The organism is Pedobacter sp. GW822-FHT03F06 (assembly GCF_058801365.1).
In genome coordinates this window covers 14,824-40,465 of the sequence record NZ_JBXANE010000018.1, presented here as the reverse complement: position 1 = coordinate 40,465, position 25,642 = coordinate 14,824, and the positions used below count along the sequence as shown (strand labels likewise).

The window sequence follows — 25,642 nt, the reverse complement described above, 5'->3', positions numbered from 1 at the left end:
TAAAATCTTTTTTAACTGTTATTTGTTAGGGATATAAACATTTGATTATGAAAATGATATCTCCAAAATTTCATGCCGTTTTAGATTACCTGTTGGTAATGCTTTTACTGGCTTCACCTGATATTTTTGGTCTTTCTAAAACCGCTTCAACACTGGCTTACACATTGGGCATCATTCATTTTTTATTAACGATAACCACTAATTTCAGCGGGGGTATTTTTAAGATCATTAACCTTAAACTTCATGGCCTTATCGAATTTTTTGTTAGTATTATCCTTGTCATCTTAGCCTTTACGCTTTTTAAAGGAAATTTAACCGACGAAATTTTCTATGCCTGCTTAGGTTTATTGATTCTGATTATTTTTACCCTTACCGATTATAAACGAAGTTTACCCGTTATACTGTAATTTCTTCGAGTGGATTCCAGAATACTTTTTTAAAGTTTACCACCTTATCGTTCTTTACTTCGACGCCTTCGTTCCTCAACAGCTCCTCCATCAGTTCGGGCGGTTTGAAATGAAACTTTCCGGTTAACAGGCCACTACTGTTTACCACTCTATGGGCAGGCACACTAGGCTGGGCTGTTCCGGCATAAAGCATGGCATGCCCCACCATTCTAGATGATTTTGCTGTACCTAAACTTTTCGCGATAGCCCCATAAGAGGTAACCCTTCCTTTCGGAATTAAGCGGGCAATCTCATAAACCTGTTCGTAAAAGTTGGTATCCATTATTCAAAAGAAAATTGAATATAATTAATATTTTTATCGTGTAACAAGTATTTTTTCTCGTAATAGGTTTTGATCGACAATACTTCATCAACCAGTTCAGAAGTATACAGATGATCGGTATTTTTATGTACAGGCAATCCTAATTCTGCCACCTTTTCGCAAGTATAAGCATACAGTTGATCGTTATCCGTTTTCAGATTAACATTGCCTCCTGGTTTTAAAACAAGTTTATAACGGTTCAGGAATGCGGGGAAAGTCAAACGTTTTTTCTCACGGCTATCCTGTGGTTGCGGATCGGGGAAAGTGATCCAGATCTCATCAATTTCTCCCTCGTTGAAGTACTCCAATAAATTTTCAATTTGGATTCTTAAAAAAGCAACGTTGTTAATTCCATCTTCAATAGCTGTTTTTGCACCTCTCCATATGCGGTTACCTTTATAATCAACACCTATAAAGTTTTTTTCAGGAAATAACCTGGCTAAGTTTACCGAATATTCGCCTTTTCCACATGCCAGTTCGAGTACAATGGGATTCGCATTTTTAAAATGTGCTGAAGCCCAGTTTCCCTTTAAAGCTTTTCCTTGTTCTAATTGATATACGTTTGCAAATGTTTCGATTTCTGCAAAACGCCTAAGTTTATCTTTACCCAAAAGTTTTTTTTCTGCAAAAATACAATTAAATCAATAATCGAAGTTTCTTTTGCCAGAAAGATTAATGTCATTCTTATTTAGGAATCGTATTTTTGTAACTTATAAAAAATACCGTGGAAAAAAACGCTAAAATATATGTTGCAGGCCATCGTGGTATGGTAGGTTCGGCCATTTACCGCAAACTGCAAAAAGAGGGTTACGAGAATATTATAACCAAAACTTCAAGCGAGTTAGATTTACGAAACCAACAAGCCGTTACAGATTTTTTTGCAGCAGAAAAACCAGATTATGTATTTCTTGCCGCAGCAAAAGTGGGTGGCATTGTAGCCAACAATACATACAGGGCCGATTTTCTCTACGAAAATTTAGCCATACAAAATAACGTGATACACAATGCTTATGTAAATGGCGTTAAAAAATTAATGTTTTTAGGCTCGAGCTGTATTTACCCTAAAATGGCCCCACAACCTTTAAAGGAAGATTACCTTTTAACCGGAACATTAGAGCACACCAACGAGCCTTATGCCATTGCAAAAATTGCAGGGATCAAAATGTGCGATGCCTACCGCGATCAGTATGGCTGTAATTTCATTTCGGTTATGCCAACTAATTTATATGGCTTTAATGACAATTATCACCCTCAAAATTCGCATGTTTTACCCGCTTTGATCCGTAAGGTACACGAAGCAAAAGCGAACAACGAAAAGGAGATTGTGGTTTGGGGATCAGGATCGCCTATGCGCGAATTTTTGTTTGCAGATGATCTGGCTGATGCCTGCTATTTCCTGATGCAAAACTATAACGAACCACATCTGATTAATGTGGGTACGGGACACGATTTAACCATTAAAGATTTAGCTTTATTAATCAAAGACGTATTGGGCTTTGAAGGCGAATTGGTATTTGATGCCAGCAAACCTGATGGAACACCGCGTAAATTAATGGATGTAAGCAAACTTCATAATTTAGGCTGGAAACATCAAATCGAACTTAAAGAAGGTATTGCCCTGGCTTATCAGGATTTCGAAAGCAGATATTAAAATAATGAGAGAAGGTTTGAATGACAGAATGCCTTAATCCACTTTCATTCAATCACTCACTAATTCTCTCATTCGTTAACTTTATATAGTTAGAATTTATATATTTGTTTTGATAAATAAATTTTAACTATATGACTTTAGTTCAGCTGGAATATATTGTTGCTGTAGATACTTACAGAAGTTTTGTTACCGCTGCAGATAAATGTTTTGTAACGCAACCTACTTTAAGTATGCAGGTGCAAAAACTGGAGGAATTGATCAGCGTTAAAATTTTCGACAGGAGCAAACAACCGGTAAGCCCGACTGAAATTGGCGCCCAGATTATTGCCCAGGCCAGGATTATTTTACAGGAAAGCGGAAAAATAAAAGAACTGATCAGCAGTCAGCAGCAGGATGTTTTAGGCGAATTAAGAATAGGCGTAATTCCAACTGTTGCACCATATCTGCTCCCAGAAGTAATATCTGCCATGCTGGACAAATATCCTGAATTAAAACTTTTAATCTGGGAATATACCACCGAAGATATTATTCACCACCTCAAAACAGGTGTACTGGATTGTGGTATCTTAGCCACGCCACTTACCGATCCGAACATTACCGAAATCCCATTATATTACGAAAACTTTGTAAGCTATATCAGCAAAAACAGCAAGCTTTATAAAAAGAAGGCCGTTGATGCCGAAGATCTGAACGATGAAAACATCTGGCTATTGAATGAAGGTCATTGTATGCGCAATCAGGTATTGAACATCTGCCGCTCTACAAAAAACAACAGGCTACAGGGACTGGAATATAATACAGGCAGTGTAGAAACCCTGGTTAGGATGGTTGATTTAAACGGCGGCGCAACATTATTGCCCGAGCTGGCCATAACAGAATTAAATGCAAAGCAGACCAATAAGATCAGACATTTTAAATCGCCTGAGCCTGTGCGGGAGATCAGCCTGGTAACCCATAAAAACTTTATTAAAAAACGGATGCTTAATGCTTTGAAAGATGAGATATTAGAGATTATCCCAAAAACCATGAAGCAAAAAAAGAAAAAAGATATTATTGGGATTTAGTTCTTCTTGCGAAGTTTAAAAGGGCCAAGCGATGGAAAAACTTCGAAAGCTTTTAATATGATCGTCATTGCGAGAAGGCTTTTTCAGCCGACAAAGCAATCTTACAACGATCGCTAGTAGCATGTGTGCATTAAAGATTATTCATTTTTGCAGTTGCTTTTAAAGGCATTCATGAGCTCACTCCGTTCGGTTAGCTTCCTACCTCAGCAATGACGACTTTACTGCCGTGTTTTGATAATACTTAGTAAGTGCTAAATCAATAAAAGAGGCTTTTAAGCTTCGTGAATTAGCTCACGGCCTCTATCTACATGATCAGCCAGTTTGTAGCCTGATGCAGCAGGATTTTTATCTTCTAAAAAGATCAAAATAATTAACGAAATAATGGGGATTAAAAAGGAAATGAAAAACCAGAACCAAAAATTCCGGCCTGTTCGCTTTGCCAAAAAACCTGCAAGTAATTGCGGCGACAATAGAAGTCCGAGTACAATAGTGCCTACGATTATCTCTGGCATTTGTTATTGAATTAATCGATTACAAAGGCGCTAGCTTGCTTAAAGATTTTGTTTTTGTGCTGGAGGTGCAGATAACAATCCTTTAATATCGCTTTCCACTTCTTCCTCTTCGCCTTTTTTCTTTTTCTTGTTTTTAGCTTTTAAACCTTTACCACTTAAACGTTCCTCAATGATTTTATCATATTCGGTTTGTTGTTCCGGCCTTAAAACATTGCGGATATTTTTTGAGGTTTCGTTCTGCAGTTTATAGAATTTATCTACATCTTCTTCGCGCGAGTTGCCTGCCTGTTGTCTTTTAATTAAATCAGCCTGCTCTTTTGCCTGGTTATAGGTAAAGCTGTAGATTACGCTTTTTTGCGTGCCATTTAGTTTTAACCGTTTATCCAGATCCTCCACATTCTTCTGTGCAATTTCCCCTGGAGTAGGTACTTTATTCTGTTGTGCACGCACCAATCCATTTACACCAACAATAATTAAAAATAAAATTACAAGCCTTTTCATTTCGAACATTTTATATCTGCGAAGTTACTTAATTATCTTAAAACAAGAAAGTCCCGATTTGCATCAGGACTTTCTTGAATTTTATTGAATGTTTAGCTTACAAAGCTTTTTTGTAAAGTTCAGCAACTGCATCCCAATTAATTACATTCCAAATTGCCGCTAAGTAATCAGGGCGTTTGTTTTGGTATTTTAAGTAATATGCGTGCTCCCAAACATCGATACCTAAAATTGGTGTTCCTTTTACTTCAGCAACATCCATTAAGGGGTTATCTTGGTTTGGCGTAGAAGAAACCTGAAGTTTTTTATCAGCACCAACTGATAACCAAGCCCAGCCAGAACCAAAACGGGTAGCACCAGCTTCTTGTAATTTAGTTTTAAGATCAGCAAACGATCCAAAAGTTTCGTTAATTGCTTTAGCTAGATCGCCTGTTGGCTCACCACCTTTATTTGGGCCTAAAATATTCCAGAATAAAGAGTGGTTATAGTGGCCACCACCGTTGTTTCTAACAGCAGCTGGGAATTTTGAAATGTGTTTTACAATTTCCTCGATGCTCGAAGTCGCCTCTGGCTTACCTTCTAACGCTTTATTTAGGTTGGTAACGTAAGCTTGATGGTGTTTATCATGGTGAATTTCCATGGTAGTTTTATCAATATGCGGTTCTAATGCATCGGTTGCGTAATGTAACGCAGGTAATTCAAAAGCCATAATGTTTTATGTTTAAAGATTTAAAAATGTTTCTTGTAGCAAATATAACATTAGAACGTTAAGATTTGTTCATGTTATTATCATCAAATCGTTTTCTGTTCAGTTGTTGTAAAGTTGGGAGTTCAAAAGTTGTAAGGCTCAGGGCGATAGCTAAACAGTTTTAATGAAAAAATTTACTATTTAGTCAGTAGTTAATGGTCGATAGTAAAATAGTCCGCTTGTCAGTGAACTATGAGCCATTAACTCACCTTTTCTTCGCAAAGAAATTTCTCATAAGCGCCGCACATTCTTCTGCCATTATCCCTCCTTTTAACACCGTTTTTGGATGCAGCAAATTCGCGTTTTTGGAGATAAAGCCCCTTTTTTCCTCTCTGGCACCATACACAATGCGGCCAATCTGTGTCCAATAGCTTGCACCGGCACACATTACACAAGGCTCGATGGTTACATATAAGGTGCAATCCCTTAAATATTTTCCGCCTATCGTTTGCGCTGCGGAGGTAAACGCCTGCATTTCTGCATGCGCAGTAACATCATTAAAGCGTTCGGTTAAATTGTAGCCACGGCCAATAATTCTGTTTTTACTAACCACTATTGCGCCGATTGGAATTTCATCTTCAGCCAAAGCTTTTTTTGCTTCTTCCAGGGCCAATTTCATGTAATGGATGTCTTCTTCCTCTGGGGCGGTATTTTCGAAATTGTAAAAACTCATGTGGCAAATATAGGGTAACACTTCCGAAGTTTTACTAGCCCTTTGCTCTTGGAAACTTCGGAAGTCTAGTCGAGGTTTTGGAGCGCAATTTCAGCACTTATCGGCTGCTTCAGTCCTGCTTTCTGTTCCAAGTACGCACTCGTTCCTCGTTTGCGCGCTTTCCACTTCAATCAGGGCTACTAAAAAAAGCCTGCGTTCAATAAGAAAACCGCAATGGGTAAATGTATTGTCTATTTCCCGCAGATCGGCGCTGATTAATCTCGCAGATTAAAAAGATTTTCATGTTATTATATCTACATAAATCTACGTTTTAATCTTTTTAAATCTGCCGGAAAGAGTCTCCGTTAAACTTCAGAAGTCGGCTAAATCAACTTACTTCCGTTAGGAACTTTACTTTGTACGGCAGTCAATACAATATCACCGTTTTCATCGGCAAAACCGGTTACCAAAAATTCGGACATAAATTTGCCAATCTGTTTTTTAGGGAAGTTGATCACCCCTACAATCTGTTTTCCAGGTAATTCGTCCAAAGAATAATGTTTGGTAATCTGCGCACTGCTCATTTTAATGCCGAATTCGCCAAAGTCTACCCTTACCTTGTAAGCAGGCCGCCGGGCTTCAGGAAATTCGAAAGCCTCCAATATGGTGCCTACCCTCAATTCTACCTTTTCGAAATCATTCCAGGTTATCTCTTCCATAGTTCAATTTTAAATGTAAGGGCAAAAATATAAATTATTAAAATATTTCTACTGTAGTTTTAATAGGCATAAACATCAATTCAACCGATTGCATTAAATGGAATAGATTTTACAAAAAATTTGCGTTTTATCTTTTAAGCACTATCTTTATGCAACCGTTTGCATAACCAAATATTAAAATAACTTAAAACCATGTATTTATTAGGGATTGATTTAGGAACCTCATCTATAAAAGTTGCCGTTGTTGATGTAGCTACACAAAGGAATGTAGCAACGGCTCAGTATCCGGAAGAGGAAACGGCTATCAAATCTTTGCAATCGGGCTGGGCAGAGCAATCGCCTGATGATTGGTGGCAAAATGTTCAACAGGCCATCCTTAAATTAAATGCCACTGGCTTATTTGATCCCAAAGAGATTAAAGCCATTGGTATTGCGTACCAAATGCATGGTCTGGTTGTAGTAGATAAAGACCAAAACGTACTGCGCGATAGTATTATTTGGTGCGATAGCAGGGCCGTAGAGCTAGGCAATAGTGCTTTTGAGGCCATTGGAGAGGAGAAATCGTTAAAACACCTGTTAAATTCTCCGGGAAACTTTACAGCCTCAAAGCTAGCCTGGGTAAAAGCAAATGAGCCCGAAATCTATAACCGCATCGATAAAATAATGCTGCCAGGCGATTTCATCGCAATGAAATTAACAGGAGAAATTACAACAAGTATTTCTGCATTATCTGAAGGCATTTTCTGGGATTTTGAAAATCATGAAATTTCCAAAGATGTAATGGATTATTACGGCATCGCAAGCAACCTTATTCCGCAGGTGAAAACTTTATTTTCCGAACACGGTTATTTAAAAACCGATATTGCAGGGTCTCTGGGCCTATCAGCCGGCATCCCGGTAGCTTATAAATCCGGCGATCAGCCCAACAATGCACTTTCTTTAAATGTATTAAAGCCTGGAGAAGTTGCTGCAACAGCCGGAACATCAGGTGTGATTTACGGGGTAAGCAACAATCTTACCTACGATAAACAGTCGAGGGTGAATACCTTTGCCCATGTAACCTATTCGGAGGAGAAAAAACACACCGGCGTTTTACTTTGTATCAATGGCACCGGCAGCATGTACCGTTGGGCAAAATATAATTTCGCACCACAGTCTACCTATGCCGAACTGAATAACCTGGCATTAAAAGCACCAATAGGGAGCAACGGCTTAAAAGTACTTCCCTTTGGAAATGGTGCCGAGCGGATGTTAAACAACAAATATACAGGAGCTCAGTTATTGGGTATCGACTTAAATCTTCACAACCGATCAGATATTTTTAGGGCAGTACAAGAAGGGATTGCCTTTTCTTTCCGCTATGGACTGGATATTATGAGAGAAAACGGCATGAAACCTAAAGTAATCCGCGCTGGCAGGGCCAACCTCTTTTTAAGTGAGGTATTTGCACAAACTTTTGTTGACGTTACGGGCATTCCGGTAGAACTTTACGAAAACGACGGAAGTGTAGGCGCAGCCTTAGGCGCCGGTATAGGTGCCAGGATTTTTAAAAACGCAGAAGAAGCTTTTAACAACCACGAAGTAATTAAAACTTTAAGCCCGCAACATTCGGCAGTGTACGAACCCATTTATCAGGATTGGAAAAAAATATTAGAGAAACAATTAGCAATTGATTAATGGTTGATTGTGCATAGCGGGATCGACTATGAACTATTGACCAGCAGACCACCAACCAAAAAACAAAAAAACATGACAAAAGTAGTAACAGGAGCAAAGGAATTTTTTAAGGGCATTGAGCAGATCAAGTTTGAAGGCCTGCAAAGCGACAATCCATTAGCATTTAGATGGTACGATGCCAACAAAGTAGTAGCAGGCAAAACCATGAACGAGCATTTTAAATTTGCCTGCGCGTATTGGCATTCGTTTAACGGCAATGGTGCAGATCCGTTTGGTGGCGCAACGCATATTTTCCCTTGGGATGAGAAAAAAGATGCAGTAGAAAGGGCAAAAGATAAAATGGACGCAGCCTTTGAATTTATCACTAAAATGCAAATCCCTTATTATTGCTTCCACGATGTGGATGTGGTAGATTATAGCGACGATATTGCCGAAAACGAGCGCAGATTACAGGCCCTTGTTGAATATGCCAGGCAAAAACAAGCAGATAGTGGTGTAAAATTACTTTGGGGAACAGCGAATTTGTTCAGCCATAAGCGCTACATGAATGGCGCATCTACCAATCCCGATTTCCATGTACTGGCACACGGAGCTGCACAGGTAAAAGCAGCTTTAGATGCTACTATTGCACTTGGCGGCGAAAATTATGTGTTCTGGGGAGGAAGAGAAGGTTATATGAGTTTATTGAACACCAATATGAAACGTGAGCAGGAACACCTGGCAAAATTCTTACATACCGCTAAAGATTATGCACGCAAACAGGGCTTCAAAGGAACATTCTTCATTGAACCAAAACCATGCGAACCTTCTAAACATCAATATGATTACGATGCAGCAACAGTGAAAGGCTTTTTACAACAATACGATCTATTGGCCGATTTCAAATTAAACTTAGAAGTTAACCACGCTACCTTGGCCGGCCATACTTTCCAGCACGAATTACAGGTTGCAGTAGATAATGGTTTATTAGGTTCTATCGACGCAAACCGTGGCGATTATCAAAATGGCTGGGATACCGATCAGTTCCCGAACGATATTAACGAGCTAACAGAAACCATGTTAATCATTTTAGAAGGTGGTGGCTTACAAGGTGGAGGTGTGAACTTCGATGCGAAAATCCGCCGTAACTCTACTGATCCCAAAGACCTGTTCTATGCACACATCGGCGGTATGGACATCTTCGCAAGGGCATTGATCACAGCGGATGCCATTCTTCAAAAATCTGATTACAAAAAAATAAGAGCCGACCGCTACGCTTCATTTGATAGCGGAAAGGGTGCCGAATTTGAACAGGGCAAACTAAGTTTAGAAGATCTGAGAAATTACGCTGCAGAAAACGGCGAACCAGAAGTACGCAGCGGAAAGCAAGAATACCTGGAAAACTTAATTAACAGGTATATTTAAGTTAATTTATAATAATGTAATCTCCGTGGTCTGTGTGCTCACAGACCACGGAGATTTGATTTAATTAGAATAGTCTGTGGCAATACCGACCATGGATGAGAACCAGGGCAACCTCCATTAATTTAACCATCTCTGTAGCCTGTGGAAAGTAGAAAAGCTGTTAATTTTTAACAGCGCAAATTAATAAACGTTACTTTAACACTTTTTAATTCAAAAAAAAGCTGAGATTAATTTATGATTTTACTACATTTAGATTTCTAAACCAAATAACCACTATTATATTAATGAAAAACAATTTATTGGACACGAAGGATTACATTGTATTTGCGGTGTACTTCGTTATTGTGGCTGCTTACGGTCTGTACATCTACAATAAGAAAAAATCCGCATCCACAGGCTCAAAAGATTATTTCTTAGCTGAAGGTTCACTTACCTGGTGGGCAATCGGTGCATCCTTAATTGCATCGAATATTTCTGCAGAACAGTTTATCGGCATGAGCGGATCGGGCTTTAAGATGGGGTTGGCAATTGCAACTTACGAGTGGATGGCTGCCCTTACCCTGGTTATTGTTGCTGTTTTCTTTATTCCGGTTTACCTGAAAAACAAGATCGCCACAATGCCGCAGTTTTTACACCAACGCTACAACGGCACCGTTGCCATGATTATGGCTGTGTTCTGGTTATTGTTGTACGTAGTGGTAAACTTAACATCAATTCTTTATTTAGGTGCTTTAGCGGTTAGCAGTATCTCTGGATTCGATTTATCTTTCTGTATGTATGCCATTGCAGCTTTTGCCATCGTAATTACACTGGGCGGAATGAAAGTAATTGGCTATACCGATGTTATTCAGGTATTTTTCTTAATTCTGGGTGGTTTGGCCACAACATACCTGGCATTAAACCTGGTTTCTACCCATTACGGAACTTCAGGCATTTTTGAAGGTTATAGCCTGATGACCTCAAAAGCATCAGAACACTTCCACATGATCTTAAAACCCGATAATGAGAATTACATTGATTTACCGGGATTAAGCGTATTAGTAGGCGGTATGTGGATTGTAAACCTTAACTATTGGGGCTGTAATCAATACATCACGCAACGTGCTTTAGGTGCAGATTTAAAAACTGCCCGTGGGGGTATTTTGTTTGCTGCATTCTTAAAGTTATTAATGCCGATTATTGTAGTATTGCCAGGTATTGCAGCTTATGTACTATATAAAGACGGGGCTTTTCAATCGGAAATGCTGCAGGATGGAGCTGTTAATCCAGACCGTGCCTACCCGGTACTGTTAAACTTATTACCTGCAGGATTAAAAGGTTTATCGTTTGCAGCATTAACTGCAGCGGTTGTAGCCTCACTAGCTGGTAAAGCAAACAGTATTGCAACCATTTTCACGCTGGATATTTACAAGAAAGTGTTAAAAACCGATGCTTCTGAAAAGAACCTCGTTTTTACAGGTAAAATTGCGGTAGTTGTAGCCATGGTATTGGGCGTTATTATTGCACCATATTTAGGTATCGACAAAAAAGGTGGATTCCAATATATCCAGGAGTATACGGGCTTTGTTTCTCCAGGTATATTTGCCATGTTCATTCTGGGTTTCTTCTGGAAAAGAGCAACCTCAAATGCAGCACTTTTTGCAACAATTGGTGGTTTCGGACTATCGTTATTGTTAAAGGTTCTTCCTACCTGGACCGATCTTTCCTGGTTATCGGGAGTAGGCTTCTCGGTTAAAAATGCAACTGGTATTTACGAAATCCCTTTCTTAGATAGAATGGGTATCGTATTTGTATTCTGTATTATCGGTATGGTAATCATCAGCTTGTTCGAAAACAAAAACGGTGTTAATCCAAAAGGACTGGAAATTGATTCGAAAATGTTCAAAACCACCACAGGTTTCGCTGTTGGTTCATTGATTATTATCGGTTTATTGGTAGCCCTTTACAGTATATACTGGTAGAAGATATCTTTTTATTATATTTCTAAAGCTTTTCTGGAAACAGGAAAGCTTTTTTGTTTTTATACGAATTAATCATTTACAACAGGGAATTAAATTTTTCCAAAAAAGCTTATCTAAGCAAATTATAAAGGCGCTATTTTTTGGAAAGCAGATACAGCAGCATTAGGTTATGACAGTCCTGCTCTCCGTTCTTTCTGATGCTAATTTTAGTGCCGATTTATCGGAAAAGGATCAGAACCACTCCGATCAGGTTTAGGTGGCTAAGAAGGTGCAATTATTTGTGGCTGCAGGGCGTAGCGAATTATGCAATGAAACCCAAACCATTAATAGCTGTAGAAAAACGCCCTAATTAGCCCTGATTGAAGTGTAAAGCCCGCATCCCGAATTTTCATCGGGAGAGGACTTGTAATGGAAAGCAGGACTACAGCAACCGATAAGCACTACTATTGCGCTCCAAGAAAAAAATATTTAAATCGCAAGGCTAACCATCGTTACACGATATTTTCCTTTTACAATTGGTTTGGTTCGTGGAGACACGAACCAAGGCCTTTGATCCCGAATCTTCGGGACAGCATGACGACTCCTGTAGGTTTTGAATGAATTACTGCGAACAAGGCCCCTCAGGGATTTCTTTACTGATTTTAAGCACTTTCATCACCACCAAGGTAGAATCGAAATCTGGCGAAACTGTAGCGGTATCAGACTTCGCGAAATAACCTTCTAATTCTACATATACTGGCTCGTATGGCTTTTCAAATCCCAGGTTACTATAAGAGAGCTCTAAGTTTTTTACACTGTCTTTAACCCAATACTCACGTCCATCTTCACATAAGGTAAAAGACTTCATTTCAGGCCCAAAACTATACAAACCTTTAACCGTTTTCAGATTACTTTTTTCTCCCTCGGCTTTATCGTTTCTACAAGCTGTAGCGGCTACGCCAAGGAGCACAACAAATACAATTGCTTGTTTAAATAACTTCATTTTATATAGTTTGATTAATTTGATCTATCTTTTTAACACTTAAATTGGATGACAAAGCAGATGCCAAAAATGAGAAGATGCCTACTGTAACAAAAACTAAAACAAAATCCTTCCATTTTAATCCGATTGGATAAGAACTTACCAGCGTTTTATTTACTTCATCACCCATTTTGATAAAACCATAAGTGTGCTGAAAATAATAAAATATGAGGCCAATAATTAAGCCCAGCACACAGCCAGACATGGTGATCATCATTCCCTCAAATAAAAATATACGTTTGATTAATTTCTTACCCGCACCTAAACTGCTCAGAATGGCTACATCCTTCACTTTATCGATTACTAACATGGTTAACGACCCTATGATATTAAATATAGCAATAATCAGGATAAAAGTAAGAATTATATATACCGCCCATTTTTCGGTATTTAAAATGTGGTAGAGTGATTTATTTTGCTCGGCCTGATTTCTGACTTCATAATCTTTACCCGCTTTTTCGATTACCTCTTTTTGAAAATCGTCTACATCAACACCCCGTTGCAGATTGATCTCTATTGCAGACACATTTTTCTCTTCGCCTAAAAGTTCGCGGGCGAAATTCAATGGCACAATAATACCATTGTCGAAATCTTGTTGTACTTCAAAAACACCACTTACCCGAATGTTCTTTACCACAAAATCGTCGGCAGGGTTTAAGCTATTTGCCGCGATATCTTTCTTTGGCGAATAGATTTCCAATTCTGTAAAGGGATCGACAGTATTTACGGCCAGATAACTCTGCAGGGCAGAACCAATCACCGCATTATCGCCGCTTCTGTTGTGCAGTATAAAATGGCCTTCTTTTATGGTACTATCTAATTTGGTGTTTTTTAAATAGTCTAAACTTACGCCTTTAACCATTCCAACAGCTTGTTTGTTGTTGTACTTTAATAAAGCATTTTCTTGTAGTACCTCGGTAAAAGCGGCAACATTTTTATTTTTTCTGAGCTGATTAAAATAACCTGTATTCGGATCAAAAGTTTTCCCCTTAGCCGGTGTAATGGCAATTTGTGGGGTAATGGTATCGAACATATCCAATACCACTGTTTCTAAACCGTTAAATACCGAGAGGATAATAATCAATGCGGCACTGCCAACCATCACACCTACCATCGATATGCCCGATATCAGGTTAATGGCATTGGTAGATTTTTTGGCAAAAAGATACCTTTTGGCAATATAAAACGATGTATTCACAGCGGCAAAGATAAATAAAAGGTTGAGGGTTTTAAGGTAAAAGGCTTCAGGTTGTAAAGCCTTTAACAATTATGAACCTTTAATCCTGCTAAAAAAATGGGTTATGTTGTTTTTCAAAACCAATGCTTGTGGCTGGTCCATGGCCAGGATAAACTTTGGTTTCATCAGGTAAGACAAAAAGTTTATCGGAAATGTTTTGGATTAATTGCTGATGATTACCTCCAGGCAGATCGGTACGGCCAATACTTCCATAAAAAAGCACATCACCACCTATTAAAATATGATCGGCTGCACTGTAAAAACACAGGTGTGCCGGCGAATGCCCCGGAGCAAAAATTAAGGTCAGTGTAATGTTACCAAAAGAAATTGTTCCTGTTTCGGGCAAAAAGGTATCGGGCAGAGGAGATACATCATAACGGGTAAAACCCATTGATGGTGCATAACCGGGAACTGCATTTAAAATTGGCAGTTCGCCCGCATGAAACTGTGGTTTTAAGCCATAGGTTTCGAACACAAATTTATTGCCGAAAACATGATCGAGATGACAATGTGTATTGAGCAATAAGACTGGCTTTAACCCTTCATTTTTAATGAAAGCCGCCAATTCATTTTGCTCAAAACCTTCGTACATGCCCGGATCGATAATGACACATTCTTTGGTTTCATCATAAAGCACGTAGGTATTTTCGCTATAGGCATTAAACGTGAAGGTTTTTATTGTAATCATAAAATTTTAGAAAAAATCCTGTTTTCAAAAGCAGGATGACAAATAATAAATTAATTTTTCCACCTAAAGGTAGAAATCAAGGTATCGATATCCTTTTTAATAAATTTAACAACGGGTTCAATAGAGTCGTATTGTGGGCGTTCATTAAAATATAAAGCCCCTCTAAAATAATGTTTAGCACTATCGGTTAAAAAAAACTGGACTGATGATGCAGTATTCCCTTCAATGGCGTAATAAATGCCGTAAACTTTATGATCGGGATAATTGATGAGTTTTTGATCAATTGCACTGGCTTTTATCGTATGTTTAAAAGCAAGCTTTCGGGCATCTTCTACCATTTCATCATATTCGCCTTTACCCGAAACATCGTAATAGGTTAAATGCAAAAAGCCATTAAACTGCTTAAAGTGCAAATTGTACCAGTTCTTTTGGGCATCGCGGCTTTGATCTTGTTCTACCGCCGCATAAGTTGGATATTTGAAAGTAAAGGGGACAGGCTTGGTAAATGCAGTATAATCTTTTTTAGGAAATACTATCCTGTAATAAGCTTTTGGCTTTGGGCTATAATCGTGGTTCTGACAAGCTGTTATAAAGAAAAGTAGTACAAAGGGAATACAGATCAGTTGTTTTAGTTTCATAACATTTTACCAAAGATTGCACCGTCGTTCCTACTTGCTTTGACGATAGGTTAAATTATTTATTCCAGATTGCCCAAGCTTTTTCTGCTTGTTTGTACAGCATTTCCAAACCGTTTTTAATTGCTGCACCGCGCTCAGCAGCTTTAGCCAAAAATGCTGTCTCCAGCGGATTGTACACTAAATCGTAAGCTAAATACCCTGGCCCAACTAAACTGTAATCAATTTCGGGAAAGGTATCTATATTTGGCGACATTCCGAGCGGGGTGGTATTGATCAATAACTGGTGTGAGGCTAAAATCTCTGGCGTAATTTCTGAATAGAGAATAGCACCCTGAACAGCTGTCCGTACCACAACCTGATATTGGATATTTAATTTTTCTAAAACGTACTTTACCGCTTTCGCTGCCCCACCATCACCAAAAACAAGTGCTTTTGTGTGTTGCGGTCCTAATAATGGTTTCAGCGATTCTTCAAAGCCATATGCATCGGTATTGTAGCCTTTTAAATAGTTTTCGCCTTCAAATTTCTTAATCGAAATACAATTTACGGCCCCAATTTTTTCGGCAGCTTCATCTACTTCGTTTAAATAACAAAGCACGTTAACTTTATGCGGAATTGTAACATTAAGCCCACAAAGTGATGGATTTTCACTTAGCAGATCGGGCAGTAATTTAATATCGGCAATAGGGAAAAGCTCGTACTGATGATCGGCTATGCCCTCATTTTGAAATTTTTCCGTGAAATATTTTTTCGAGAATGAATGAGAAAGTGGGTATCCGATTAAGCCGTATGTTTTCATAACTGTATTTACGTCATTGCGAGGCACGAAGCAATCTTAATGCGATAGAAATAAACTACCTACAGATTGCTCCGTGCCTCGCAATGACGAATTTTGTATTATTTTACTTGATTCAGGAAATAATCGAAAGTATCTCCCCGTAAACCTAAACGGATGGTTTCTAAAGGAATTACTTCTGCGGGAGCAATATTACCAAGGTTTACATTGCTACCGATTAATTTAATAAACCAAACTTGCTGTTCTTTTTGAGGTGCTTCCCAAATAATGGTTTCTTCAGGAATCTGAGTTAAAATTTCATCAACCAATCCTTCACGCACTTCACCGCTTCCACGGTAAATACCTACATTACCACCTTCGCGGGCTTCGGCAATTACTTTCCACGATCCCGCCTCGATTTCGGCCTGCATTAACTTAATCCACTTATATGGGGCAAATATTTTAGCGGCATCTTTACTTCCAACCTCCGAAATAACGGTTACCTGTTTAGAAAGTTCGCGGATAAACTCACATTTTTTATCGTGCTCAATTTCAATAGAACCATCAGAAACTTCTGCATATTCCATTCCGTACTGGTCTAAAACACGTTGGTAATCTGAAAATTGGTTACGAATGATAAAGGCTTCAAACAACGTTCCTCCGAAATAGGTAGGAATGCCTGCACTTTTATATAAAGCTAATTTTTCTTTAAGGTTTGGTGTTACGTGTGATGTTGCCCAACCTAATTTTACGATATCTGTATGTACGCCGGCAACTTCAATAAAATCTTCAACCTGGCGTAGGCTCAATCCCTTATCCATAACCATTGTTAAGCCTTTTTGGCGTGGTTTAGCTGGACGTTCGGGAACGTTTAATAATGGATAATTCATATGCGTACAAAAGTGAAAAAAATTTTGAGATTTATTTGTTAAATTTTTCTCACAAGGTCGTTACCTAATATATCTGTTTATAACGTTCAAAATGGCACTATTATCCTGCAATTGTGGCAAATATTCAAATAAAATATAGTGTTTATCGGGGTCGGTTGTTAAAGCCGTTTCCAAATATCCCAGTGCATCGCTATAATTCCCCTGGGCAAAAAGATAGGCTACCATTCGGTAATACAGTTCTGCTGCTTCCGGATTATTCTTGATCGCCTCTGCCATTGTTTCCGATGCTTCCAGCAATTTTCCCTGCTCGTAAAGCACAGTACTAAAATCTAACCATGCTTCAATATCCAAAGGATTAAACTCCAATACCTTTTCGTAAGCTTCGATCGATTCATCAATCTGGCCTAATTTATAATAAGCATCTGCCATAGCAAACCAGAAATCTGGGTTCTCGGCCTCTAAATCGATTGCTTTTTTGTAAAAGTGAAGCGATTCGAAATAACGTTCTTCAAAATTCAGCGTAACACCGATCCCAAACCAGGCATCTGCCATTTTGGGATCCATTTTCACCGATTTTTTGTAGTAAGAACGGGCTTCGTCCATTTTCTCCAGTTTCTCGTAACATTCGCCAATGGCGCAATAAGTATCGGCATTAGGCTGTTCATATTCGAAAGTTTGCTTATAAACATCTATCGCCTCATCATATTTATCGAGCTGAACCAGCGCATTACCTTTATTAAAATACGCAGAACTAAAATCTTCCTTGATCAGGATCGCATAATCATAAGCGTCGATCGCTTTTTCGAAAAGGTTCAACTTATGGAAACTATTGCCCAAATTGTACCAAGCCGCATAAGAATAGGGATCGGTATCAATGTATTGCTGATAAAACTTAATACTTTCTTCCTGTTTATCTAACACATCGTAACAGAAAGCCAGCTCATATAAGCCATCCTGGTTCTCCATATTCTGCTCTAAACTGAGCTTAATGTAGGTAATGGCGCTTTCATAGTCGCTCATGCTCTGGTAAACATAAGCCATCTGCAATAAAATCTCATCGGTACTTTCGGCCAGTCCTAAAGCTTTTTCATAATTTTCCAAAGCCTCATCAAAACGTTCGGTATTTTGAAAAATATTTCCGCGAAGCAAATAAATATCTGGTTCTGACGGCTCTAAAAGCTCGGCCTTTTGCAAAGCAATAAAAGCCTTTTCGTGGTTGTTGGTTAAAATGTAAAGATGAGCTTGTTTGATTAAAAATACTGTTGCATAAGGGTGCTGACTGATTGCAAAATCAACAACCTGCAAAGCTTTGACCGGATCATTTTTTTCAATGTAGAAATCTACAATGTATTCGAATGCGCCTGCATCGAAGAAATACTGATCCTGGTTGCGGAGCATTTCTTCGTAACGTTCTACCGAGCGTTGTGCATCTTCGTTGGATTCAAAAAAGAATTCTTCTTCCATATATTATACTATTAAAGAACCGTGCCAATTAGCAGAAAAACACATTATAAGTTTACAAGTTTTAATTATCCGTTTCTAAAATAATTATTAACATCAATCGGCTAAAACAGCGTAAATAGCTGACTATAAAGCGTATTGACTGTGATTAAGATGTGTGGATAATCGATAGATTTTTTGCAACATCGCGGTTCCTTTTCCCTTCTTTGACAAAAATACTATAAATTTATGGTATATACGTAATTAAGAAGTCATGAAAGGATTAGTCATTTTTGCCCTGTTTTTAATAAGTTTTGCTACAAATACATTTGCGCAAAGCGATGAAGAAAGTGCTATCAAAAAAACCATAAACAATCTTTTTGCCGGTATGAAAGGTGGAGACAGCACTTTAACCAGCACTGCATTTGCACCAGCAGCGATTATGCAAACCATCGTTAACAAAGAAGGTAAGGTGAATGTACGCACAGAATCCGTTAACAACTTTATCAAATTTATCGGCACTCCACACCAGGAAAAGTATGATGAGCGCATTGTGTTTACAAAAATATTAATCGATGGCCCTTTGGCTTCTGTTTGGACAGACTATAAATTTTATCTGGGCGAAAAATTTAGTCATTGCGGGGTTAATTCTTTTCAGTTGGTGAAAGGAGATAAAGGCTGGCAGATTGTTTATATAATCGACACCAGGAGAAAGGATAAATGCAATTAGTGATTTTTACGGATAAGTATTATTGTTTTTTGGAAAGCAGAACTTGTAGCTAGATTATTGTTAGTCGGGCTTTTCGTTGTAGTCCCGATTTTGAAGGAAAATCGGGAGCTGCCACTGCATCCGATAGCTATCGGATCCCGTTTAGGCACGCGGGTTCGTGCTGCTAGTTGGGGTTGCATTGCCCATAGTTGCACCGCCCTTAGTTTATAAACCTGATAGAACGGAAAGCCCGGAGCGAAGCATGAGTGAGGACTTGGAGGGATAGCAGGACTACCGCCTCCCAAGGCATAGAACTGTTCATTTCCAAAATCTCTAAATCATGCCACTCTATGTAAATCGGTTTTCAATTCTATATTTCATGTTTATTTTTTTGGAAAGCAAAACCTGCAGTTGATTAATGTTAGGCAGGATTGGGAAAAGAAAGAGCCGGCGATGTCTCCAGGCCAGCTCTTTTCTATATGAGATTTACTATTTATTCTTTTCCCAGATCAGCTGCGCCTTTTTTAAATAATTCGGCCTGTTTGCTCAGCTTTGTTTTAGCCTCTCCGCTTACTGCGGCAGCTTGTTGCATTTTAGCCTGGGCAGCTGCAGCATAAGCACCCGCAAGTTGCTTGTTTAAATAGGTCTGTAATTTTAATCTTTCAATGGCGCCAGCAATGTTCATCATACCTTTTTCGGTAACTACAGGATTATTGTTTGCTCTCAGGTACTGAAAATACTGGCCAACTACTGCAAAGACATTATTCCTGTCACCTGTAAGCATAATGTTATCATAAAATGCCTGATACTCATCTTTTGGTTCACTGATGTATAACGTTGCAATAGAAGGTGCTATATGTGCTTTCGTATCTTCATCTAACGATGCTAAAGCTGCGATACTTTCTTGTGGAGCCAGTTTGGCCAAACCATCAACACCGGCTGCAATTACCCTATACGACCTATCTTTTAAACTTTCTAACATTAAATTTTTATACGCCTGATCGCCAGTTTCAGCTAATTTCACTATTGCAGCCGATCTTGCTTCGGTATTTTTATCTGTTTTGGCAATCTGAAGTAAAACCGGTAAAGCTGCTGCTTTAATCTGAGTATCATCCAGGTTAATGCCATCAATGCTTAAAGCCCGTAAATCTGCAGATTTATCCTTTAAACCATCCAGCAACACCAGCTGACCACTTTTGGCTTTGCTCTGCATAATAAATTGCAGGGCTTCAATTCTATTGGCATAACTAGGCGCATTTTTGTATTGGAAATAATAGTTTTCAGCAGTTTTATTATCATTGGTTTCGCCAACTAAAATTTTATCTACATCAAAATCGATTAAATCGGGTTTAGCACTCACCTCGAAACTAAAATTCTGCTCACGGCTATTGATCAGGATTTCTTTTCTGATTTTTTTACCTCCTGCATAAATATCGATTTTGATCGGCAGCGTAAAAGTCTGCACGCTCGAATCCTGTGTTTGTTTAACTTTAATTGTTGCCTTGCCGTTTTCGTAACCATAATCGATACTTAAAACCGGATGGCCACCATTGTAATACCACTGATTAAAATAAGGGCTCCAGTCTTTTCCGGTAACCTCTTCCATAGCCAAACGCAATTGATGTGTTTCGCCATTTTTAAAGGCATTGGTAGTGAGGTAGCGGTTAAGTGATTTGTAGAAAGCGGCATCACCCATTTGATTCTTGAGGGCATATAAAATAATCGATCCTTTAGCATAGCTGATGTTATCGAACATATCTTCCTTATCGCCATAATAAAAACGTGCCAAAACAGGGCTTTCACCTTTTTTGGTCGATCCTAAATAGGACTGCAGTTTACTGTAACGCGATTTATCTTCCGCATCCTGCCCTTCATCATGCCCATGCCAGATAACCTCGCCAAAGGTGGCAAAAGATTCGTTCATGGTTAAGTTAGACCACGACTCTGCAGTTACATAATCGCCAAACCATTGATGAAAAAGCTCGTGTGCAATGGTTCCTTCTTCATTTTCATCCAATAACTCACGGTCTGTTTTTTGTACCTGCTCGCCATGTAAAGTAGCGGTAGTATTTTCCATTGCGCCCGAAACGTAATCTCTGGCTACCACCTGCGCATATTTGTTCCAGGGATAATCTACCCCTAACAGATTGCTGTAAAACTGGATCATATCAGGGGTTTTACCAAAAATCTGCCTGGCGTAAGGCGCAAATTTTGGTTCGAGATAGTAACTTACTTCCTTACCTTTATAGGTATCTTTTGTGATTTTAAACTCACCCACAGCCATCATAAATAAATATGGCGAATGTGGCAAATCCATCTTCCAGGTATCGGTCCTTGTTCCATCTGCATTGGCTTTCTGGCTCACCAATTTTCCGTTAGAAAGTGTAGTATATTTCGATTTTACCGTCATCGAAATCTCTTCGGTAGTTTTCTGATCAGGTTTATCTATAGTTGGAAACCATGCCGAAGATGATTCCGTTTCGCCCTGGGTCCAGATCTGTGTTGGTTTATTTTTATCCGTACCATCTGGGTTGATAAAATATAAACCTTTAGCATCGGTTATGGCCGCACTCCCCTTAACTTTTAATTCATCGGGTTTAGCGGTGTAAGCAATATAAACTGTGTACTTTTCGCTATTGGTGTACTTTTTGTTTAAGGTGATATACAGCTTATTGTCCTTATAAATATACTTAAGCGGGGTATTTCCTTTTGCGCCAACCAATGCAAGGGTTTTAATGTCCATTCCCTGCGCGTCGAGGGTTAAAGAGTCTGTAGCGTAAAAATGAGGTTTTAAAGTAAGCCATTCTTTACCGTATAGGTATCGTTTTGCATAATCAAAAGATACATCGAGTTTGGTATGTACCAGATCGTTAACTTTAGTTGGAGTTACACGGTAAATATTTAAGTTGTTCGATTTTTCTACGGGCTGTTCCTGTGCAAAAAGCGGATTAGCCATAAAGGCCGAAGCCAGCAGCACGCCACAGGCAATAATTCTTTTATTCATTTTTATGTTTTTACAAATTAGCTTTAATTAAACACGGCTGTTTGTGCCAAGTAAAAACGCAAATGTAGTCGCCTTTAGTTTGTTTTTACAAATTCATTGAAATATTTAATTGGTTGCTACAGGTTTCAGCACGTAACCTTTAAGCTCCAACCCTTTTATCAAACCTTCGGCACCCACCAAATGACCTGCCCCAACTGCAATAAATAACGATTGGTTTTCCATCAGGGCAGGCAACTGAGCTAACCATCGGTTATTTCGGTTTTTTAAGAGCTCGGTTATAAATTCTTTATTTTCTTCATCCTGAATTTTAAAGAGTTCAGTTAATTTATCTATATCCTGAGTGATGTAATAGGTTTTTAACTCCTGCATTTTTTGTTTGCTTTTAGCTATTTCCTTCACCGATTTCAAAAGTGCTTTTTTTTGCTTCTGTAAATCACTATCAAATAAAAGCGCCCCCTGGTATTCGGCCGTTTCTAACCCATATAAAGACTTAGCATTTTTTTTGGCATATGCCTGGAAACTATTGTCTATTCCTTCGCCTACATCTTTTAACATATCCGAATTATCAAAAAACATCATCATTAGCGATACCATTGCAGGTTTAAAGTTATTCATCTGCTTTAATTCAAAATCCGGTTGTTTGGTTTTAAAATAATCTTCAACCTCTTTAAATTCCGCTTTGGTTAATAAACTATCAAGCGTGTTATCTTTCATCATTAAAAACGGCGCCATTTTCTTTTGTATGGTACTATCCATTACTATTTCACCCACTACCGCATCGGCCGATTTCAATTTCTCTTGCAAAACCTTCATGGTATCGGCAAATTTTGCAGGTATTAGATGGTGTGTTCCAAATAAATAAGATGGTTTTTTTAATCCGTTGCCTGAAATTTCCCACAAAAGTGAGTTCGAACCTTTAGTGGTTTGCGCACAGAGCACAGTACTGAACCCGAGAAAAAAGATGAGTAATACTTTTATATTTTTCATTCTATTTTTTATTAGGTAGTTGTTTTATTTTATCGGCATTATTTTGGAAAACTACATTAATTTACACCGCAAAGCAAAAAACACTAATTTGAGATCCCCTTTTATTTACCTTGTTATCTTTAAAGCAAGGTATTAAAGATTGTCGCAATTTAAGACCCTAATTGTAACCCGCTTTCTCTTATTTTTTCGTTTTTTTGTATAAATCGTTAGCTATATGACAACAGATATTCAATCCATTTTAAACAAATTAGGCATTAGTGCCAGTAATGCCGCCTATAGTACTGGCAGCCATTGGGGAGGCCAATCGAATGCAGATACACTAGAAAGTTTTTCTCCTGTTGATGGTAAACTGATTGCCTCAGCCAAAGTTGCAGGCAAGGCAGACTATGATGCAGTTGTTATAAAGGCGCAGGAGGCTTTTGCTCAGTGGCGTACCGTTCCTGCCCCGAAAAGAGGCGAAATTATCCGCCAGTTTGGCGATGCGCTACGTGAGAATAAAGATGCCTTAGGCACCTTGGTTTCTTACGAAATGGGAAAAAGTTTACAGGAAGGTTTTGGTGAAGTGCAGGAAATGATCGACATCTGCGATTTTGCTGTGGGTTTATCCAGGCAGCTTTACGGTTTAACCATGCACAGCGAACGCCCAAGCCACCGCATGTATGAACAATGGCATCCGTTAGGGATTGTAGGTATTATTTCTGCCTTTAATTTTCCTGTAGCGGTTTGGAGCTGGAATACCGCTTTGGCATTGGTTTGTGGTAATGTTTGCATCTGGAAACCATCAGAAAAAACACCGCTAACCGCAATTGCTTGTCAACATATTATTGCAAAAGTTTTTAAAGATAACGATATAGCCGAAGGGGTTTGCAACCTGGTTTTAGGCGATAGGGAAGTTGGCGAACTCATGACAAATGATGGACGCATTCCTTTAATTTCTGCGACCGGATCTACGCGCATGGGTAAAGCAGTTGGGGCTGCAGTTGGCGCGAGGTTAGGAAAAAGCTTGCTCGAACTTGGCGGTAATAACGCCATTATTATTTCAGAACATGCTGATTTGGATATGAGTTTAATCGGTGCGGTATTCGGTGCTGTTGGTACCGCTGGCCAGCGTTGCACTTCTACCAGGAGGCTAATTATCCACGAAAGTGTATATGATGCTTTTACCGCTAAACTGGTGAAAGCTTACGGACAATTGCGTATTGGCGATCCCTTAGATCAAAATAACCATGTAGGCCCACTGATTGATACCGACGCAGTTGCTGCATACTTAGATTCCATTGCAAAATGTAAGGAGGAGGGTGGCAATTTTGTGGTAGAGGGCGGCATTTTATCGGGCGATGCCTATACAAGCGGGTGTTACGTAAAACCATGCATCGCCGAAGTTCAGAATGATTTTAAGATTGTTCAGCACGAAACATTTGCACCCATTTTATATCTGATAAAATACAAAACATTAGATGAAGCCATCGCTTTGCAAAACGCTGTTCCTCAAGGATTATCATCAGCCATTATGACGTTGAATTTAAGAGAGGCAGAGCAGTTCTTATCTGCTAAAGGCTCTGACTGCGGCATAGCCAATGTAAATATCGGTACTTCAGGCGCAGAAATTGGCGGTGCTTTTGGCGGCGAAAAAGAAACAGGTGGTGGCAGGGAAAGCGGATCTGATGCCTGGAGAGCTTATATGCGCAGACAAACCAATACCATCAATTATTCGAATACGCTGCCTTTAGCACAGGGGATAAAATTTGATTTGTAAAATCGTCCTCGGTTGTAACGAGGATGCAGGAGAAAAGCGATTTTATCGCAATCAGATTTCTTACCTGCATTACAAATGCAGACCTCGTGGATCCTCGTTACAAACGAGGACCATCTTTTAAAATAAAAAAGGCGCTGAACTTAAATTCAGCGCCTTTGTGGTAAAATAAAATATATTATGGAGTTAGAATAATTTTTCTAATAAAGATACCTGTATGTCGTCGTAACGAGATTTGTTGTTGTTTGCGAAAAGTGATTTTCTTGTTAGTCTGATACTACTTTCCTGAGCGGTAAAACCGGCCATATTTATTTTAGATGCTACACCCATTACGGCTTGATGGAAGTCGGTAGTACCTTCTAATTTTAAGGATGCATCATCTTTTACATTTGTTGATAAATTAACGGTATTGGATTTAATATCTGCCGATGCATCATCATTTAAAACAATACTTAGGTTTAACAGGTTGAAATTTCCGGCAGTGCTTACACTTGCAGTATTTGAAGCCTCGATAGCGGTTAAATTATTTACATGGGCAATTACAGTTAAGGTATTTTTATCGAAAGAACTAATTCTAAGTTCTTCTCCTTGTTGCTGCACCAGGGCATTTTTGGCATAATATTGATCATAAACTTCAACACTTTCTTTGGCATCCTGAACAAGGATCAATTTAACGTTTCCGGCTACTACAATTTTACCGATATTTTTAACCTGGGTTATCGCAGTATAATTTGCGTTGTTTTCTGTAGCGTTTGCTACTACTGTTGCGCTACTTAAAGTAACCATTACTAATGCAGCTGCGAATAAATTTTTAATAGAAGTTCTCATGACCTTAATATTTTTATG

At 38.8% G+C, this 25,642-nt stretch carries 25 protein-coding genes; 8 read left to right on the top strand and 17 right to left on the bottom strand.

The annotated features are described in order from the left end of the window. The first annotated feature begins 47 nt into the window (after positions 1-47). Positions 48-407 (top strand): hypothetical protein, encoded by a 360-nt coding sequence (locus tag AC1RJ8_RS23770; RefSeq protein ID WP_492955918.1) that lies wholly within the window; start codon positions 48-50, stop codon positions 405-407. Here the strand turns inward: AC1RJ8_RS23770 and AC1RJ8_RS23765 are convergent. Next, positions 397-729, bottom strand: a complete 333-nt coding sequence (locus AC1RJ8_RS23765; RefSeq protein ID WP_492955917.1) for an MGMT family protein — start codon at positions 727-729, stop codon at positions 397-399. The two genes, AC1RJ8_RS23770 and AC1RJ8_RS23765, sit on opposite strands and share 11 nt — an antisense overlap. Next, entirely contained in the window at positions 729-1,379 is a 651-nt protein-coding gene (trmB, locus tag AC1RJ8_RS23760) for a tRNA (guanosine(46)-N7)-methyltransferase TrmB (protein ID WP_492955916.1), read from the bottom strand. Before trmB ends, AC1RJ8_RS23765 begins: the two co-directional genes overlap by 1 nt. A gap of 113 nt (positions 1,380-1,492) precedes the next feature. Here trmB and fcl point away from each other — a divergent pair, with 113 nt between their 5' ends. Further along, a complete protein-coding gene (fcl, locus tag AC1RJ8_RS23755; protein ID WP_492955915.1) occupies positions 1,493-2,419 on the top strand; it encodes a GDP-L-fucose synthase in 927 nt (308 codons plus the stop codon). Positions 2,420-2,550: 131 nt separating this feature from the next. Next, positions 2,551-3,483: a hydrogen peroxide-inducible genes activator gene (locus tag AC1RJ8_RS23750; RefSeq protein ID WP_492955914.1), complete on the top strand. Its 933-nt coding sequence runs from the start codon at positions 2,551-2,553 to the stop codon at positions 3,481-3,483. 272 nt (positions 3,484-3,755) lie between these two features. Here AC1RJ8_RS23750 and AC1RJ8_RS23745 read toward each other — a convergent pair whose 3' ends face one another. From AC1RJ8_RS23745 to AC1RJ8_RS23725, 5 genes are all read right to left on the bottom strand, one after another. Then, positions 3,756-3,995, bottom strand: coding sequence for a hypothetical protein (locus tag AC1RJ8_RS23745; RefSeq protein WP_492955913.1), 240 nt, complete (start codon positions 3,993-3,995; stop codon positions 3,756-3,758). Between the two features lie 39 nt (positions 3,996-4,034). Continuing rightward, positions 4,035-4,496 (bottom strand): hypothetical protein, encoded by a 462-nt coding sequence (locus tag AC1RJ8_RS23740; RefSeq protein ID WP_492955912.1) that lies wholly within the window; start codon positions 4,494-4,496, stop codon positions 4,035-4,037. A gap of 97 nt (positions 4,497-4,593) precedes the next feature. Further along, positions 4,594-5,202 (bottom strand): superoxide dismutase, encoded by a 609-nt coding sequence (locus AC1RJ8_RS23735; RefSeq protein WP_108201324.1) that lies wholly within the window; start codon positions 5,200-5,202, stop codon positions 4,594-4,596. Positions 5,203-5,446: 244 nt separating this feature from the next. Further along, the gene (locus AC1RJ8_RS23730; RefSeq protein WP_492955911.1) at positions 5,447-5,914 is read right to left on the bottom strand and encodes a nucleoside deaminase; all 468 of its coding nucleotides are present in this window, start codon (positions 5,912-5,914) and stop codon (positions 5,447-5,449) included. A 362-nt stretch (positions 5,915-6,276) separates the two neighbouring features. Continuing rightward, the gene (locus AC1RJ8_RS23725; protein ID WP_492955910.1) at positions 6,277-6,612 is read right to left on the bottom strand and encodes a tRNA-binding protein; all 336 of its coding nucleotides are present in this window, start codon (positions 6,610-6,612) and stop codon (positions 6,277-6,279) included. Between the two features lie 192 nt (positions 6,613-6,804). Here AC1RJ8_RS23725 and AC1RJ8_RS23720 point away from each other — a divergent pair, with 192 nt between their 5' ends. The 3 genes from AC1RJ8_RS23720 (at position 6,805) to AC1RJ8_RS23710 (ending at position 11,654) form a co-directional block, all read left to right on the top strand. Beyond that, the gene (locus AC1RJ8_RS23720; RefSeq protein ID WP_492955909.1) at positions 6,805-8,289 is read left to right on the top strand and encodes a xylulokinase; all 1,485 of its coding nucleotides are present in this window, start codon (positions 6,805-6,807) and stop codon (positions 8,287-8,289) included. A gap of 72 nt (positions 8,290-8,361) precedes the next feature. Next, positions 8,362-9,693 carry a xylose isomerase gene (gene xylA / locus AC1RJ8_RS23715; protein ID WP_492955908.1) on the top strand — a complete coding sequence of 444 codons (1,332 nt, stop codon included), beginning with the start codon at positions 8,362-8,364 and terminating at the stop codon, positions 9,691-9,693. Between the two features lie 284 nt (positions 9,694-9,977). After that, positions 9,978-11,654 carry a sodium/sugar symporter gene (locus AC1RJ8_RS23710; protein ID WP_492955907.1) on the top strand — a complete coding sequence of 559 codons (1,677 nt, stop codon included), beginning with the start codon at positions 9,978-9,980 and terminating at the stop codon, positions 11,652-11,654. A 601-nt stretch (positions 11,655-12,255) separates the two neighbouring features. On the opposite strand, the gene AC1RJ8_RS23705 is transcribed toward AC1RJ8_RS23710, so the two are convergent. From AC1RJ8_RS23705 to AC1RJ8_RS23675, 7 genes are all read right to left on the bottom strand, one after another. Beyond that, complete coding sequence (locus AC1RJ8_RS23705) at positions 12,256-12,636, bottom strand: hypothetical protein (protein WP_492955906.1); 381 nt, start codon at positions 12,634-12,636, stop codon at positions 12,256-12,258. 1 nt (position 12,637) lies between these two features. Next, positions 12,638-13,873, bottom strand: coding sequence for an ABC transporter permease (locus AC1RJ8_RS23700; protein ID WP_492955905.1), 1,236 nt, complete (start codon positions 13,871-13,873; stop codon positions 12,638-12,640). Between the two features lie 88 nt (positions 13,874-13,961). Beyond that, positions 13,962-14,600: an MBL fold metallo-hydrolase gene (locus AC1RJ8_RS23695; protein ID WP_492955904.1), complete on the bottom strand. Its 639-nt coding sequence runs from the start codon at positions 14,598-14,600 to the stop codon at positions 13,962-13,964. Positions 14,601-14,650: 50 nt separating this feature from the next. Beyond that, positions 14,651-15,238, bottom strand: a complete 588-nt coding sequence (gldD, locus tag AC1RJ8_RS23690; protein WP_492955903.1) for a gliding motility lipoprotein GldD — start codon at positions 15,236-15,238, stop codon at positions 14,651-14,653. 55 nt (positions 15,239-15,293) lie between these two features. Further along, positions 15,294-16,037 (bottom strand): shikimate dehydrogenase family protein, encoded by a 744-nt coding sequence (locus tag AC1RJ8_RS23685; RefSeq protein WP_492955902.1) that lies wholly within the window; start codon positions 16,035-16,037, stop codon positions 15,294-15,296. A gap of 98 nt (positions 16,038-16,135) precedes the next feature. Further along, positions 16,136-16,903, bottom strand: a complete 768-nt coding sequence (locus AC1RJ8_RS23680; protein ID WP_029276919.1) for a phosphosulfolactate synthase — start codon at positions 16,901-16,903, stop codon at positions 16,136-16,138. 60 nt (positions 16,904-16,963) lie between these two features. Continuing rightward, on the bottom strand, positions 16,964-18,367 hold the full coding sequence (locus AC1RJ8_RS23675; protein ID WP_057930756.1) for a tetratricopeptide repeat protein: 1,404 nt from the start codon (positions 18,365-18,367) through the stop codon (positions 16,964-16,966). A gap of 250 nt (positions 18,368-18,617) precedes the next feature. On the opposite strand from AC1RJ8_RS23675, the gene AC1RJ8_RS23670 reads away from it, so the two are divergent. Further along, positions 18,618-19,073: a nuclear transport factor 2 family protein gene (locus AC1RJ8_RS23670; protein ID WP_492955901.1), complete on the top strand. Its 456-nt coding sequence runs from the start codon at positions 18,618-18,620 to the stop codon at positions 19,071-19,073. A 472-nt stretch (positions 19,074-19,545) separates the two neighbouring features. Here the strand turns inward: AC1RJ8_RS23670 and AC1RJ8_RS23665 are convergent, their stop codons facing one another. Together AC1RJ8_RS23665 and AC1RJ8_RS23660 are read right to left on the bottom strand one after the other, a co-directional pair. Beyond that, a complete protein-coding gene (locus AC1RJ8_RS23665) occupies positions 19,546-22,056 on the bottom strand; it encodes a M1 family aminopeptidase (RefSeq protein ID WP_492955900.1) in 2,511 nt (836 codons plus the stop codon). 105 nt (positions 22,057-22,161) lie between these two features. Then, positions 22,162-23,043, bottom strand: a complete 882-nt coding sequence (locus tag AC1RJ8_RS23660; RefSeq protein ID WP_492955899.1) for a TraB/GumN family protein — start codon at positions 23,041-23,043, stop codon at positions 22,162-22,164. Between the two features lie 214 nt (positions 23,044-23,257). Between AC1RJ8_RS23660 and amaB the strand changes: the two genes are divergently transcribed. After that, positions 23,258-24,799: an L-piperidine-6-carboxylate dehydrogenase gene (gene amaB / locus AC1RJ8_RS23655; protein WP_492955898.1), complete on the top strand. Its 1,542-nt coding sequence runs from the start codon at positions 23,258-23,260 to the stop codon at positions 24,797-24,799. Between the two features lie 183 nt (positions 24,800-24,982). Here the strand turns inward: amaB and AC1RJ8_RS23650 are convergent, their stop codons facing one another. Continuing rightward, positions 24,983-25,624: a GIN domain-containing protein gene (locus tag AC1RJ8_RS23650; protein WP_492955897.1), complete on the bottom strand. Its 642-nt coding sequence runs from the start codon at positions 25,622-25,624 to the stop codon at positions 24,983-24,985. Between the last annotated feature and the right edge of the window lie 18 nt (positions 25,625-25,642).